The organism is Nocardioides bigeumensis, from assembly GCF_039531755.1.
Classification (GTDB): domain Bacteria; phylum Actinomycetota; class Actinomycetes; order Propionibacteriales; family Nocardioidaceae; genus Nocardioides; species Nocardioides bigeumensis.
The window spans coordinates 1,004,407-1,018,724 of the sequence record NZ_BAAAQQ010000013.1 but is presented as its reverse complement, the minus strand read 5'-3'; the positions used below and the strand labels follow the sequence as shown (position 1 = coordinate 1,018,724).

Genomic DNA, 14,318 nt, shown 5'->3' with positions numbered 1-14,318 from the left:
TGCTTGCGGTCCCTCACAGGTGTCTCGCGCTGGGCCAGAGGTGCTCGAGGTCGACGTCGGGGAAGCGGGCCGCGACGGTGTCGTACACGCACCTGAAGTGCGCGGCCATCTCGGCGACGAGGTCGTCAGGCAGCGGCGAGCCCTTCGGGGAGGCGTTGACGACCTGGCCCAGCTCGGGCTCGTGGAAGGAGATGCCCAGTCTCGCGCAGAGATCAGCGAGCACGTCGCGGTCGAAGAGCCGCTCGTAGAACGCGAACCACGGATCCCCGGCCGGGAACGACTCGGAGAGCGCGGCGAGGGTGAGGTCGTAGCGGGTGCGCAGCGCGTGGTCGTCCTGGGTGTAGAGCCGGCGCACCCACTCCTCGGTCGGGCCGGGGAAGTCGTCGGGGCGACGCTGCTGGTTCATCCGCACCATCGACCAGATGCGCTCGACCGGGTCGCGCATGAGGAAGATCGGCACCGTGGCGATGCCGCGCTCGGCGAAGCCGGCGCCCACGGACCTCAAGCGCTCGGCCGAGAGCAGGGCGTACGACGGGGTGATGTCGCCCGTGAGGTCCACTCCTGGCCTGGCCAGGAGCGAGGCGAAGTAGTCGAAGTACGTCTCCTGGTCGGCGTAGAAGGAGGCCTGCCGCAGTGCGTCGACGTTGGCGGGACGCCCTTCTTGGAGCGCCTCAACGGCTGAGGCCGCTCGACGCAGGACACGGCCTCGCATCCAGGCCTCCGACGGGAGGTCCAGACCATCGAAGACGTGATACTCCTTGCGGAACCCGGGGTCGCAGGACGGCGAGGCGGCGAGATACGCGTGCAGCCACGACGTACCGCCCTTCTGGCAGCCGAGACCGAACGCGAAGACAGGCGGCACCGTTGCATCATCGCAACATTCTTGGAGGAGGGTGAGCCTTGACTCGGTGTGGCCCAGGGCACATGCTCAGGCGTTGAGCGTTGCGACAGGAGCATCGGGTTGCTTGATGTGCAACAAATCCGGTTAGGTTGAGGCTGAGACGGAACCGAGGTGAGGGTTCGAGTGTCGTCGCTGTACATCGGTGGTTCCTGGGTGAGGGCTCGGGCCGGCGGGACCCGCGAGATCCGCTGCCCAGCAGACGGCTCGCTCGTCGGCACCGTCGACGAGGCGAGCGCCGCTGACACCGAGGCAGCCATCGCGGCGGCACGTGAGGCCTTCGACGAAGGACCGTGGCCGCACCTCCCCACCGCCGAGCGGGCCGACGTCCTGCTGAAGGTCGCCGACCTGCTGCAGCGCGACAAGGCTGACATCGCCCGCATGGAGAGCCTCGACACCGGCAAGCGCCTGGCCGAGGGCGAGTACGACGTCGACGACGTCACCAGCGTCTTCCGCCACTACGGCGAGTCGGCCCGCAGCGAGTCCGAGCGCAGCGTCGACGTGGGTCGTGACGACGTGGAGTCGCGGGTCGTGCACGAGCCGATCGGCGTCTGCGCGCTGATCACGCCGTGGAACTACCCGCTCCTGCAGGTGGCCTGGAAGGTCGCGCCCTGCCTGGTCGCCGGCAACACCTTCGTGCTCAAGCCGAGCGAGCTGACCCCGCACACCGCGATCCACCTGATGCGACTGCTGGAGGAGGCCGGCGTGCCGGCCGGCGTCGCCAACCTCGTCCTCGGCGCCGGCGCCGACGCGGGTGCCCCGCTCTCCACGGACCCGCGCGTCGACCTGGTCTCCTTCACCGGCGGTGTCGAGACCGGCAAGCGGCTGATGGTCAACTCCGCCGCGACGGTGAAGAAGATCGCCCTCGAGCTCGGCGGCAAGAACCCCAACATCGTCTTCGCCGACGCCGACCGTGAGGCGGCTCTCGACAACGCGCTGACCGCCGTCTTCCTCCACTCCGGCCAGGTCTGCTCCGCGGGGGCGCGGCTCCTGGTCGAGGAGAGCCTGCACGACGAGCTGGTCGCCGAGATCGTGAAGCGCGCCGCGGCCATCCGCCTCGGCGGCCCGTTCGACGCCGACGCGGAGACCGGGGCGCTGATCTCCGAGGCGCACCTCGACAAGGTGACGGCGTACGTCGACATGGCGGTCGCCGAGGGGGCCCGCCTGCTGGTGGGTGGTGCCCGGGCCACGGAGGGCGACCTCGCCGACGGCTACTTCTTCCCGCCGACCGTCCTCGACGACTGCGACACCACGATGCGGTGCGTCCAGGAGGAGTCCTTCGGCCCGGTCGTCACGATCGAGACCTTCCGCGACGAGGAGGAGGCGGTCCGGCTGGCCAACGACTCCGTCTACGGCCTCGCGGGAGCCGTGTGGACCTCCGACGAGTCGAAGGGGGAGCGGGTCGCCCGCCGGATGCGGATGGGCACGGTGTGGATCAACGACTACCACCCCTACGTCGCGCAGGCGGAGTGGGGCGGCTACAAGCAGTCCGGCATCGGCCGCGAGCTCGGCGCGGCCGGTCTCGAGGAGTACCGCGAGACCAAGCACATCTGGCGCAACCTGAAGCCCGCGCCGTCCGAGTGGTTCGGCTCCTCCTCGGCCGACGGTGACGACGACGCCAACGAGGAGAACGGTGCTGCCCATGGCTGAGCGGGCCTACGACTACGTGATCATCGGCGGCGGCTCGGCCGGGTCGGCGATCGCCAACCGGTTGAGCGCCGCTCCCGGTACGTCGGTGCTGGTGCTCGAGGCCGGACGCTCCGACTACATCATCGACCCGCTGGTGCACATGCCTGCCGCGCTCCCCTTCTCGATCGGCAACCCGCTCTACGACTGGCGTTACAAGACCGACCCCGAGCCGTACATGAAGGGCCGCCGCATCGTGCACGCCCGCGGCAAGGTGCTCGGCGGCAGCAGCTCCATCAACGGGATGATCTTCCAGCGGGGCAACCCGATGGACTACGAGCGCTGGGCCGCCGACGACGGCATGGAGACCTGGGACTTCCGGCACTGCCTGCCCTACTTCAAGCGGATGGAGACCCGCCTCGACGACGACGGGCGCCCGGCGCCCGATGCCTGGCGCGGCGGCGACGGACCTCTGGTGCTCGAGCGTGGCCCGGCCGAGAACCCGCTCTTCGACGCCTTCTTCAAGGCCTGCGAGGAGGCGGGCTATCCGCTGACCGACGACGTCAACGGCTACCGGCAGGAGGGCTTCGGGCGGTTCGACCGCAACATCCGCAACGGCCGGCGCTACTCCGCGGCCCGCGCCTACCTCCACCCGATCATGCGCCGCTCCAACCTCAAGGTCGAGACGCTCGCCTTCGTCACCGGCATCCGCTTCCAGGGCAAGCGGGCGGTGGGCGTGGACTACCGGCACGGCGGCGTACGCCGCTCGGTGCGGGCCGGCGAGGTGATCCTCTGCGGGGGAGCGATCGCGACGCCGCAGCTGATGCAGCTCTCCGGGGTCGGTGACGCCGACCTCCTGCGGCCCCTCGGCATCCCCGTCGTGCACGACCTCAAGGGAGTCGGCGCCAACCTGCAGGACCACCTCGAGGTCTACATCCAGTACGCCTCCAAGCAGCCAGTCTCCATCGCGCCCGGCCTGGCCTGGCACCGGCGCCCGCAGATCGCCTTCGACTGGCTGTTCCGCCACAAGGGGCTCGGCGCCACCAACCACTTCGAGGGCGGTGGCTTCTGCCGCAGCAACGACGAGGTGACCTGGCCCAACCTGATGTTCCACTTCCTGCCGATCGCGATCAGGTATGACGGCTCGTCGCCGACCGAGGGCCACGGCTACCAGGTGCACGTCGGCCCGATGTACGCCGACACCCGTGGCCACATCAAGATCAAGAGCACCGACCCGCGGATGCACCCGAGCATGGTCTTCAACTACCTGTCGACGCCGACGGACCGCAAGGAGTGGGTGGAGGCGATCCGCACGGCTCGCGACATCCTCAACCAGCCGGCCTTCGCGCCGTACAACGACGGCGAGCTCTCACCCGGCCCGTCGGTCGAGACCGACGAGGAGATCCTCGACTGGGTCCGCGAGGACGCCGAGACGGCGCTGCACCCGTCGTGCACAGCCAAGATGGGCACCACGGAGGGCTCGGTCACCGACCCGCTCACCATGAAGGTGCACGGAGTGGAGGGGCTGCGGGTGGTCGACGCCTCGGTCTTCCCCTACGTGACCAACGGCAACATCTACGCTCCGGTGATGATGGTGGCCGAGAAGGCCGCTGATCTGATCCTCGGCAACACGCCGCTGCCCGCCGCGACGGTGCCCTACTACAAGCACGGCGCCGGCATGCCCCTGTGGGCCGCCGACGCGGTCGGTGACCATCACCAGGAGGCCTCCTCATGACCGACACCCTCGTGACCGACTCCCCCACGACCGACTCCGCCCTCAAGGTCGACTCGCTGTGGAAGATCTTCGGGCCCAGGTCCGACCAGATCATCGGCACCCCGGACGCCGACCTCTCGCGCGCCGAGCTCAAGGCCAAGACCGGCAACGTGGTCGGCGTCAAGGACGTGTCGTTCGACGTGGCTCCGGGCGAGGTCTTCGTCGTCATGGGCCTGTCGGGCTCGGGCAAGTCGACGCTGGTGCGCCTCCTGACGCGGTTGATCGAGCCGACGTCGGGCACGGTGACCCTCAACGGCGAGGACATCACCGCCGCGTCGGAGAGCAAGCTGCGCGAGATCCGCCGCCACCAGGTGTCGATGGTCTTCCAGCACTTCGGCCTGCTGCCGCACCGGCAGGTCATCGACAACGTGGCCTACGGCCTCGAGGTCCGCGGCGTGAGCAAGAAGGACCGCCGTGAGAAGGCCTCGGAGATCGTCGAGCTGGTGGGCCTCAAGGGCTACGAGAAGTCCTACCCCGACCAGCTGTCGGGCGGCATGCAGCAGCGCGTCGGCCTGGCCCGGGCCCTTGCCGGCGACCCCGAGATGCTGCTCTTCGACGAGCCGTTCTCGGCGCTCGACCCACTGATCCGGCGCGACATGCAGAACGAGGTCATCCGGCTGCACCGCGAGCTCGGCAAGACGATGGTCTTCATCACCCACGACCTCGCCGAGGCCCTCAAGCTCGGCGACCGCATCCTCATCATGCGCGACGGCGCGATCGTCCAGATCGGCTCGCCCGACGAGGTCGTCGCCCGGCCGGCCGACGACTACGTCAAGGACTTCGTGTCCGAGGTGCCGAAGTCGCACGTGCTCACGCTGAAGTGGGTGATGCGCGAGCCGCGGCCGGGCGAGTCGCTCGAAGGCCCCGCACTGCCGATCACCACGATCGTCCGGCAGGCCGCGCGCGCGGCGATCGCCTCGGAGCACCCGATCCGGGTGATGGACGGCGACAAGATGGTCGGCGTCATCGACGAGGACGACATCATGCGCGTCGTCGTGGCCGAGGAAGAGTCGTGACCACCACCGCCCCGGCCCCCACCGCCCCGAAGCCGGTCGAACCGGGCGCCGCGCCTCCGGTCCCGGAGCGGCAGAGCCTCAGCCGGTGGATCCCGGCGGCCGCGGTCGTGGCGGTCTGGATCATCGTGTGGACCCTCACCAAGGGCAACGACACCCTCGCGCTGCCCGGCACGGCCCGCACCGACCTGCACGACCGGCTCACCGAGTTCCAGAACGACCTGCTCGCCGGGCGCGCCACCAACCCGGTCATGCAGTTCACCAACTCGATCGCCGACGCCCTGCGCGGCGCGGTCGAGTGGCTGCAGAAGATGGTCGTGCTGCCGAGCTTCCCGAGGCCGGTTCCGGAGATCGGCTGGCTGGGCGTCACCGCCCTCGCGACGTACGTCGGCCTCGTGGTCGCCAACTGGCGCATCGCCCTGCTGGTGCTGGGCTCCTTCCTCTCCTTCGGAGTCTTCGGCTACTGGCAGGACTCCCTCGACCTGTTGATCATCACCGGCATCTCGGTGGTCATCGCCGTGGTCATCGGTCTCCCGCTCGGCGTGCTGATCGGCACCAACAAGCGGGCCAACGCGATCGTCACGCCGGTCCTCGACTTCATGCAGACGATGCCGACGTTCGTCTACCTGCTGCCGATCGTGCTCTTCTTCGGCATCGGCCCCAGCGCGGCGGTGGTGTCGACGCTGATCTACGCGCTGCCGCCCCTCATCAGGATCGCGGGCTTCGGCATCCGCGAGGTGTCGACGACGACCATCGAGGCGACCGACTCGGCCGGCCAGACCTACTGGCAGCGGCTGGTCAAGGTGCAGATCCCGATGGCCCGCAAGACGATCATCGTCGGCCTCAACCAGACCACGCTGGCCGCGCTCTCGATGGCGACCCTCGCGGCGTTCGTGAACGGCCCCGGCCTCGGCAAGCCCGTCCTCGCGGGACTGCGCATCAACGACGTGGGCACGGCGTTCGTCCCCGGCGCCCTCATCGTGGTGATGGCGATCATGCTGGACCGCACGACCACGGCGGCCAGCGAGCGGGCCGAGAAGGTCGCGCGCGGCGGCGGCGGCAACGTCCGCGTCCGTCGCGCGATGATCATCGGCGGCGCCGTCGTGGCGCTCGTGTGCATCTACCTCTCCCGCACCTACGTCAGCCTGGCGGAGTTCCCGACGTACACCATCGGCGACAAGGTCGCGAGCGGCGTGAGCGACGGCGTCGACTGGTTCACCGACACCTTCGGCGGCGCGACCGAGTGGATCAAGGACCTCATCACCAACCAGTTCCTGAACCGCACGCAGGCGCTGCTCGCCGACTCCCCCTGGTGGCTCTCGTTCATCGCCATCGCCGCCCTCGCCTTCGTCTTCGGCGGTGTGCGCGCGCTCGTCAGCACGATCGTCTGCCTGGCCGGTATGTGGTACTTCGACCTGTGGAACGACGCGATGAAGACCCTCAACATGACGCTGGTCGCGACCGTCCTGGTCATGATCCTGGCACTGGTGTTCGGGGTCTGGATGGCCCGCGACAGACGCGTCGACCTCGGCATCCGGCCGTTGCTGGACGCCGGTCAGACGATCCCGCCGTTCGTCTACCTGATCCCGGTCCTCGCGCTCTTCGGCCCCTCGCGGTTCACCGCGATCACCGCGGGCATCGTGTACGCCGCCCCCGCCGCCATCAAGCTGGTGGCCGACGGCGTCAAGGCCGTCTCCCCGACCACCATCGAGGCGGGACGCTCCACCGGTCAGACCACCTGGCAGGAGATCACCAAGGTCCAGCTGCCGATGGCCAAGGGCTCCTTGGTGCTGGCCACCAACCAGGGCCTCCTCTACGTCCTCGCCATGACCGTCATCGGCGGCCTGGTGGGCGCCGGCGCCCTCGGCTACGACGTCGTCTACGGCTTCTCCCGCAGCGAGGCCTGGGGCAAGGGCCTCGCGGCCGGCATCACCATCGTGCTGCTCGGCGTGATGCTCGACCGGATCACCCGCGCTGCCGCCGACGTACGCCGCGACGACGGTCCGACGACCCGGCGGGCGTTCAACATCCGCCTGCCCATCGGTCCTCCCAGGTGACGGACGACCCGGCCGCTCCCGAACCGGCTCTCCACGAGCCACCGACAAGCCACCAAGTGATTGCACACCCGAGAATGAGGAGACACGCACCATGAGAACTGCCCGCACCCGGGGTGCGCGACTGGGGGCAGTCGCCGCCATCGCCACCCTTGTGCTCTCCGCCTGTGGCGGGGGCTCGATCGACGACCAGACCGAGGCCAACGAGGACGCAGCAGGCGACGCCGGCGGTGAGTGCGGCGACCTCAACATGGCCGTCAACCCGTGGGTCGGCTACGAGGCCAGCGCCTACGTCGTCGGCGAGGTCGCCAAGGCCGAGCTTGGCTGCACGGTCAACTACAAGGAGCTGAAGGAGGACGTCTCCTGGCAGGGCTTCGGCACCGGCGAGGTCGACGTCGTCATCGAGGACTGGGGTCACCCCGACCTCGAGAAGAAGTTCTTCGCCGAGGAGGGCGACGGCACCGCCACCGACTTCGGGCCGCAGGGCAACGTCGGCATCATCGGCTGGTTCGTCCCGCCGTGGCTCGCCGAGGAGCACCCGGACATCCTCGACTGGGAGAACCTCAACAAGTACGCCTCGGAGTTCGCGACCTCGGAGTCCGGCGGCAAGGGCCAGTTCCTCGGCGCCGACCCGTCGTACGTCCAGTTCGACGAGTCGATCGTGAGCAACCTCGACCTGGACTTCCAGGTCGTCTTCTCCGGGTCGGAGGCCGCCTCGATCGAGGCGTTCCGCAAGGCCGAGGAGAACAAGGAGTGGGTCATCGGCTACTGGTACGAGCCGCAGTACTTCAACGCCGAGGTCGCGATGCAGCGCGTCGCGCTCCCGCCGTACACGGAAGGCTGCCAGGACGACCCCGCCACCGTCGCCTGCGACTACCCCGAGACCGAGCTGAAGAAGATCGTCGGCACGGAGTGGTCGGAGTCCGACTCCACCGCAGTGGCCCTGGTGCAGAACTTCACCTGGACCAACGAGGACCAGAACGTCGTCGCGGGCTACATCGCCGCCGACGGGATGTCGCCTGAGGAGGCTGCGCAGAAGTGGATCGACGAGAACGGCGACAAGGTCGACGCCTGGCTGCAGTGAGTCGCTAGCACCGAACAGCACGCCGGACCGGCGTCGGCTCCTCGGAGCCGGCGCCGGTCCGCGCCATTGGCAGCGAGCCACGAGCGCCACAACCGTTCAATTGTTGGGTTATGGCCCTGATTCGGCGTCCGGAGGGGCAACAACCAGACAATTGAACGGTTGTGGCCGCGCTCACGGCTCGCCGCGCCGGCGTACGAACGCCGCGAACCCAGGCAGGGTGAACCGCACCAGCCCGTGGCCGACCGGCTCGATCACGCCCTTGTCGATGAGCCGCTCCCGCGGGACCGAGATCGCGCGGGAGTCCTGGCCCAGCGCGGCGGCGATCTGGGCGCGCGAGACGTTGCCCTCGTCGGGCACCGAGGCGGCCATGGCGGCGAGGAAGGCCTGCTCGCCGGGGGTGGCCGAGCCCCAGCGGGCGCGGTACATGGCGGTGATCTGGCCCTGGGCGGCCGGGACGCCGGCGCGGACGTCGGCGAGGCCGATGCGCTCGCCCGCGGCCGGAGCGGCCGCCGCCCACGCGGCGCTGCCCAGGAGCTGGAGGAAGTAGGGGTAGCCGCCCGACTCGGCGACGACGGCGTCGAGCGCGGGAACGGTCCAGGAGACGCCGAGCGCGTCGGCCGGTCCCGTGACGGCTGCGCGGGCGTCGGCGTCGGCCAGCAGGTCGAGCGCGACGAAGGCGGAGCGCTCGCCGAACGTCGCTGCGCGGGTGATCGCCTCGGGGGTGACGGGCAGTCCGGCGGTGACCACGGCCAGGGGGTTGTCCTCGCGCTGGCCGTCGAGGTTCTGCAGGGCGTTGAGCAGCAGCGACAGCTCGCCGCGCTGCGCGGCGTGCAGCTCGTCGACCAGGACGAGGAGGCCCGCGCCGCCGCGGCGGCGTACGAGCGTGGCCGCGTCGTGCAGGAGGTCCTCCAACGCGGTCACCGGCGCCGTCGGTGAGGGGTCCTGGGGCTCGTCGTCGCGCAGGTCGGCGGACACGCGCACGCCGGCCAGCCCGACCACGCCCAGCTCGACACCGATGCGGTCGAGGCGGGCCCGCCAGCGCGTGCCCTCCGCCCCGGACGTGGCACCGGCGGTGACCTCGGCGCGCTCCAGGCTGCGGGCGACCCCGGCCACGAGCTCGGGCAGCACGGGGGTCCCGCGCACGCACGAGACCCACACCGAGACGACGCCCAGCTCGGCGGTCTCGCGCTGCGCGGCCCGCAGCAGCGAGGTCTTCCCGAGCCCTCGGGGGGCGTGGAAGACGAGCAGCGGGCCGCCGGTCTCGCCGTACGTCGCGACCCTGCCGACCTGGTCGCGGATCCGTCCGAGCTCCTCGCGCCGGCCGGCGAGGAAGCGCGGCACCTGCCCCGGCGTGTAGGGGTTCGGCAGGGGCACTCGGGCGCCGGACGCGGTGCTCGTCACGGTCTCACCTCCTCGTCGGATCGTCGCGACATACTTTGTTATACCCACGGCCACGTATAACCACGTATAGAGCGCTTGACGGTGCGGCGCGGATGGCGCAAACTGGTCCGTGAAGTTTCATACTACGCAACACGTTGCACATGACGCAACAGAGTGCTTGAAAGAACGGAGCTGCACCATGGCGGAGGTCCCCACCTCGGCGAAGGTCGTCGTGATCGGCGCGGGCATCGTCGGCAACGGGCTGGTCTACCACCTGTCCAAGCTCGGCTGGCGCGACATCGTGCAGATCGACAAGGGCCCGCTGCCCAACCCCGGCGGCTCCACCGGGCACGCGTCCAACTTCATCTTCCCGGTGGACCACTCCCGGGAGAACACCCACCTCACCGCCGACTCCGTCGCGCAGTACAAGGAGATGGGCGTCTTCACCCAGAGCGGCGGCTTCGAGGTGGCCCGCACCGAGGAGCGCATGGAGGAGCTGCGTCGCCGCATGTCCAGCGCCAAGTCGTGGGGCATCGAGGCGCACCTGGTGGACCCCGACTTCGTCGTCGAGAAGGTCCCCTTCCTCGAGAAGGACCAGATCGTCGGCGCCTTCTGGTGCCCGACCGTCGGCGTCGTCGACTCGCTGCGCGCCGGCACGATCATGCGCGAGCGGGCCATGGAGGCCGGTGCGCTCACCGTCGTCCCCAACGTCGAGGTCGAGGGCCTCGACGTCGAGGACGGGCGCATCGCGCGGGTGCGCACCGACAAGGGCGACATCGAGGCCGAGCACGTCGTCATCGCCTGCGGCGTGTGGAGCCCCAAGATCGCCAAGATGGCCGGCGCCCACATCCCACTCACCCCGGCGGTGCACCAGATGATCTCCGTCGGTCCGTGCCCCCAGCTGGCGGAGACCGAGGGCGAGATCACCTTCCCGATCGTGCGGGACATGGACACCCTCTGCTACGAGCGCCAGCACGGCGCCGACATGGAGGTCGGCTCCTACGCGCACCGGGCGATCCTGCACGACCCCGAGGACATCCCCTCGATCGAGCAGTCCAAGCTCTCGCCCACCGAGCTGCCCTTCACCGAGGCCGACTTCGACCCGCAGCTGGAGCAGGCCTTCGAGCTGATGCCCGACCTGCTCGGCGCCGAGGGTGCCGAGATCCGCTACGCGATCAACGGCCTGCTCTCGCTGACCCCCGACGGGCTGCCGATCCTCGGCGAGCTCCCCGAGGTCAAGGGTCTGTGGTCCGCCGCCGCCGTCTGGATCAAGGAGGGCCCGGGCACCGCCCGCGCCGTCGCCGAGAAGATGACCCACGGCTACTCCGAGATCGACATCTCGCACTCCGACGCGGCGCGCTTCCACGACCACCAGAAGACCCGCGCCCACGTGAAGGCCCGCACCAGCGAGGCGTTCATCAAGACCTACGGCATCGTCCACCCGGCCGAGCAGTACGAGTCCAACCGCAACCAGCGCCTCGCGCCGATGCACGCGCAGCAGGTCGAGCAGGGCGCGGTGTTCTTCGAGGCCGCCGGCTGGGAGCGCCCGTTCTGGTACGAGTCCAACAAGGGCCTGCTGGAGGAGTACGGCGACGCCGTCATGCCCCGCGAGCACGAGTGGGACGCGCGCTGGTGGTCGCCGATCATCAACGCCGAGCACCTCAAGATGCGCGACGCCGCCGGCATCGTCGACCTCTCCGCGTTCGCGATCTTCGACGTGCAGGGCGCCGGCGCCCTCGACGCCGTGCAGACCGCGTGCGTCTCGCAGTGCGACGTCGCCGTCGGCAAGGTCATCTACACCCCGGTCCTCGACGCGCAGGGCGGGTTCGTCTCCGACCTCACCGTCATGCGCCTCGGCAAGGACCACTTCCGTGTGGTCACCGGCGGTGCGCACGGCATGGTCGACAGGAAGTGGTTCTCCGACATCGCCGCCCGCACTGCCGCGGGCTCAGGTGGCGCGGTGGTGACCGACCTGACGTCGGCGTACACCACGATCGGCATCTGGGGGCCCCGGGCCCGCGACATCGTCGCCTCGCTCACCGACGACGACGTGTCGAACGAGGGCTTCGGCTTCGGCTCCTGCCGCACCATCGAGATGGACGCGCTGCCCGTCCTCGCCTCGCGGATCTCCTACGTCGGCGAGCTGGGCTGGGAGCTCTACGTCCCGATCGAGCAGGGTGCCCGTCTCTGGAAGGTGCTGCACGAGGCCGGCGCACCGCATGGCGCCGTCCCCGTCGGCATCGGCGTCTACGGCACCACCGGTCGCATCGAGAAGGGCTACCGCGCCTTCGGCGCCGAGCTCGACGGCGAGCGCTCGATCGTCGAGGCCGGCATGCAGCGGCCGAAGGTCAAGGCGGCCGACTTCGTCGGCAAGGAGGCCTACCTCAAGCAGCGCGAGTCCGCGCCGCAGAGCGTGCTGTGCACGTTGACCGTCGACGACCACACCTCGAAGTCGGGCATCAAGCGCTACATGCTCGGAGGGGAGCCGATCCTGACCCGCGAGGGCGAGCGGATCGTGGATGGCCACGGTCACGGTGCCTACGTCACCTCCGCGGGCTCCGCGCCGTCGCTGGGCAAGCACGTGCTGCTCGCCTACCTGGCGCCGGAGCAGGCCTCGATCGGCAACCAGCTCGCGGTGTCCTACATGGAGGAGCTCTACCCCGTGACCGTCGGCTCCGTCGACGCCACCTCCCTGTTCGACCCGGCCAACGAGCGGATCCGCGCATGAGCAACGTGCTCGTCGCGATCAAGCGCGTCCCGGACTCGTCCGGCGAGGTGCTACTGACGCCTGACGCGCAGGGCGTCGACGGCCGCTTCGTCGGCTTCACGATCAGCAACCACGAGCTGTGCGCCCTGGAGCTGGCCGTGCAGATCGCCGTGGCGACCGGCGGGGAGGCGAGCGTCGTCACCATCGGGACCGAGGACGCCGCCGAGCAACTGCGTTCCGCACTGGCGCTCGGCTGCACCGCCGCGACCCACGTCGTCGCCGACCCGGTGGGCCTCGGCCCGTCCGACGTCGCCGAGGAGATCGCCGCCGTCGTACGCGCCCACGAGGCCGAGGGACGGTCGCACGACCTCGTGCTGCTGGGCAACGACGCCGCCGACAGCGGCGACTTCCAGGTCGGCATCCGGCTGGCCTACCTCCTCGGCCGCCCCGTGGTGGCCGGTGCGAGCGTGGTCGAAGTGACCGACGGCGTGGCCACGGTCACCGCCGAGGGTGCGCTGGGCACCGACACCTACGAGCTCCCGGTCCCTGCCGTGGTGACGGTGCTCGAGGGCGGCGTCGAGCCGCGCTACCCGACGGTGTCGGGCCGGATGAAGGCCAAGAAGATCGCCATCGAGGAGCGCCAGCCGGCGTCCTCCTCGCCTCGCGGCGCCAAGCGTGTCAAGCTCACGCTGCCTCCGCCGACCCCCAACCAGGTGCAGATCCTGGGTGAGGGTGCGACCGCTGTCGACAACGTCAAGAAGGTCCTTGCCGAGCTGGGGGTGTTCTCCCGATGATCCTGGTCTATGTCGAACGCGAGACCGACGGCACCACCGAGGTCTCCGAGGTCTCTCGCGAGGCCCTCACCTTCGCCCGAACGCTGGCCGCAGCCGGCGGCGGCATCGCCATCGACGCCGTGGTCGTCGGCGACATCGAGGTGTCGACGCTCGCGGCGTACGGCGTCCGCGACATCCACCAGGCGACCGGCGAGGCGTTCGAGAGCTACTCCGCCGCGGCGTACGCCGCCGCGGTGCAGGCCGCGCGCGCGGCCGCCGGCTCGGTCGTCGTGATGTCCGGCGGTGGCCCCCTAGAGACCGAGGTGATCGCGCACGTCGCCGCTCGCGAGGGCGTCGCGATGGCCGCCAACGTCGTGTCCTTCGGCGGTCTCGCGCCGTTCGTCGTGACCCGCCAGGTGGTCGGTGGTCAGGCGATGGAGGAGATGCAGCTCGACGAACGCCCGGCGGTCTTCACGGTCGCGGGCCACGCCGTCGAGGCCGCCCCGGCCGACACTCCCGGAGCCGGCACGGTCAAGCCGCTGTCCGTCGAGGTCAAGGACGCCGACCTGGTGGCCCGGGTGCGCAGCACCGCCGTTCGGGAGGCCGGGGAGACCGGCGACCTGAAGAAGGCGCGCATCGTCGTCGGCGCCGGTCGCGGCGCGGGCGGCGCGGACGGGTTCACCCACGTCGACGAGCTCGCCGCGATCCTTGGCGGCACCGTCGGTGTCTCGCGAGTGGTCACCAGCCTCGGCTGGCGTCCGCACCACGAGCAGGTGGGCCAGACCGGCACCCGCATCTCGCCGGAGGTCTACATCCCCTGCGGCATCAGCGGGGCGATCCAGCACTGGGCGGGCTGCTCGAGCTCCAAGGTGATCCTGGCGATCAACACCGATGCCGAGGCGCCGATGGTGACCAAGGCGACGTACGCCGTCATCGGCGACATGCACGAGGTGCTGCCCGCGCTCAACGAGGCGCTCCGGAGCTGACCGACGAGCCTCCCCCGGTACGG

Annotated in this window: 10 protein-coding genes; 8 read left to right on the top strand and 2 right to left on the bottom strand. The window is 70.1% G+C overall.

The window, feature by feature from the left end; genetic code table 11:
* Positions 1–13: 13 nt before the first annotated feature.
* Positions 14–862 (bottom strand): sulfotransferase, encoded by an 849-nt coding sequence (locus tag ABD295_RS19065; protein ID WP_344305397.1) that lies wholly within the window; start codon positions 860–862, stop codon positions 14–16.
* A gap of 192 nt (positions 863–1,054) precedes the next feature.
* On the opposite strand from ABD295_RS19065, the gene ABD295_RS19060 reads away from it, so the two are divergent.
* The 5 genes from ABD295_RS19060 (at position 1,055) to ABD295_RS19040 (ending at position 8,449) form a co-directional block, all read left to right on the top strand.
* Positions 1,055–2,548, top strand: a complete 1,494-nt coding sequence (locus tag ABD295_RS19060) for an aldehyde dehydrogenase family protein (protein WP_344305395.1) — start codon at positions 1,055–1,057, stop codon at positions 2,546–2,548.
* Entirely contained in the window at positions 2,541–4,259 is a 1,719-nt protein-coding gene (gene betA, locus ABD295_RS19055; protein WP_344305394.1) for a choline dehydrogenase, read from the top strand. The genes ABD295_RS19060 and betA overlap by 8 nt, the downstream gene beginning before the upstream one ends.
* Positions 4,256–5,314 (top strand): quaternary amine ABC transporter ATP-binding protein, encoded by a 1,059-nt coding sequence (locus ABD295_RS19050; protein ID WP_344305393.1) that lies wholly within the window; start codon positions 4,256–4,258, stop codon positions 5,312–5,314. The genes betA and ABD295_RS19050 overlap by 4 nt, the downstream gene beginning before the upstream one ends.
* Positions 5,311–7,368, top strand: coding sequence for an ABC transporter permease (locus ABD295_RS19045; RefSeq protein ID WP_344305392.1), 2,058 nt, complete (start codon positions 5,311–5,313; stop codon positions 7,366–7,368). Before ABD295_RS19050 ends, ABD295_RS19045 begins: the two co-directional genes overlap by 4 nt.
* A 91-nt stretch (positions 7,369–7,459) precedes the next feature.
* A complete protein-coding gene (locus ABD295_RS19040) occupies positions 7,460–8,449 on the top strand; it encodes an ABC transporter substrate-binding protein (RefSeq protein WP_344305391.1) in 990 nt (329 codons plus the stop codon).
* A 171-nt stretch (positions 8,450–8,620) separates the two neighbouring features.
* Here ABD295_RS19040 and ABD295_RS19035 read toward each other — a convergent pair whose 3' ends face one another.
* Positions 8,621–9,850: an ATP-binding protein gene (locus tag ABD295_RS19035; protein ID WP_344305390.1), complete on the bottom strand. Its 1,230-nt coding sequence runs from the start codon at positions 9,848–9,850 to the stop codon at positions 8,621–8,623.
* Between the two features lie 178 nt (positions 9,851–10,028).
* On the opposite strand from ABD295_RS19035, the gene ABD295_RS19030 reads away from it, so the two are divergent.
* Genes ABD295_RS19030 through ABD295_RS19020 form a run of 3 tightly spaced genes read left to right on the top strand, consistent with a single transcriptional unit; the run spans position 10,029 to position 14,295 of the window.
* Complete coding sequence (locus ABD295_RS19030; protein ID WP_344305389.1) at positions 10,029–12,557, top strand: GcvT family protein; 2,529 nt, start codon at positions 10,029–10,031, stop codon at positions 12,555–12,557.
* Positions 12,554–13,330 carry an electron transfer flavoprotein subunit beta/FixA family protein gene (locus tag ABD295_RS19025; protein WP_344305388.1) on the top strand — a complete coding sequence of 259 codons (777 nt, stop codon included), beginning with the start codon at positions 12,554–12,556 and terminating at the stop codon, positions 13,328–13,330. The genes ABD295_RS19030 and ABD295_RS19025 overlap by 4 nt, the downstream gene beginning before the upstream one ends.
* Positions 13,327–14,295, top strand: coding sequence for an electron transfer flavoprotein subunit alpha/FixB family protein (locus ABD295_RS19020; protein WP_344305387.1), 969 nt, complete (start codon positions 13,327–13,329; stop codon positions 14,293–14,295). The genes ABD295_RS19025 and ABD295_RS19020 overlap by 4 nt, the downstream gene beginning before the upstream one ends.
* Positions 14,296–14,318: the final 23 nt, after the last annotated feature.

What these genes read in the sequence shown, in the direction of transcription:
- ABD295_RS19020 (WP_344305387.1), top strand. Translation starts at nt 13,327, where the DNA reads ATGATCCTGGTCTATGTCGAACGCGAGACCGACGGCACCACCGAGGTC.
- ABD295_RS19030 (WP_344305389.1), top strand. Translation starts at nt 10,029, where the DNA reads ATGGCGGAGGTCCCCACCTCGGCGAAGGTCGTCGTGATCGGCGCGGGC.
- ABD295_RS19040 (WP_344305391.1), top strand. Translation starts at nt 7,460, where the DNA reads ATGAGAACTGCCCGCACCCGGGGTGCGCGACTGGGGGCAGTCGCCGCC.
- ABD295_RS19050 (WP_344305393.1), top strand. Translation starts at nt 4,256, where the DNA reads ATGACCGACACCCTCGTGACCGACTCCCCCACGACCGACTCCGCCCTC.
- ABD295_RS19025 (WP_344305388.1), top strand. Translation starts at nt 12,554, where the DNA reads ATGAGCAACGTGCTCGTCGCGATCAAGCGCGTCCCGGACTCGTCCGGC.
- betA (WP_344305394.1), top strand. Translation starts at nt 2,541, where the DNA reads ATGGCTGAGCGGGCCTACGACTACGTGATCATCGGCGGCGGCTCGGCC.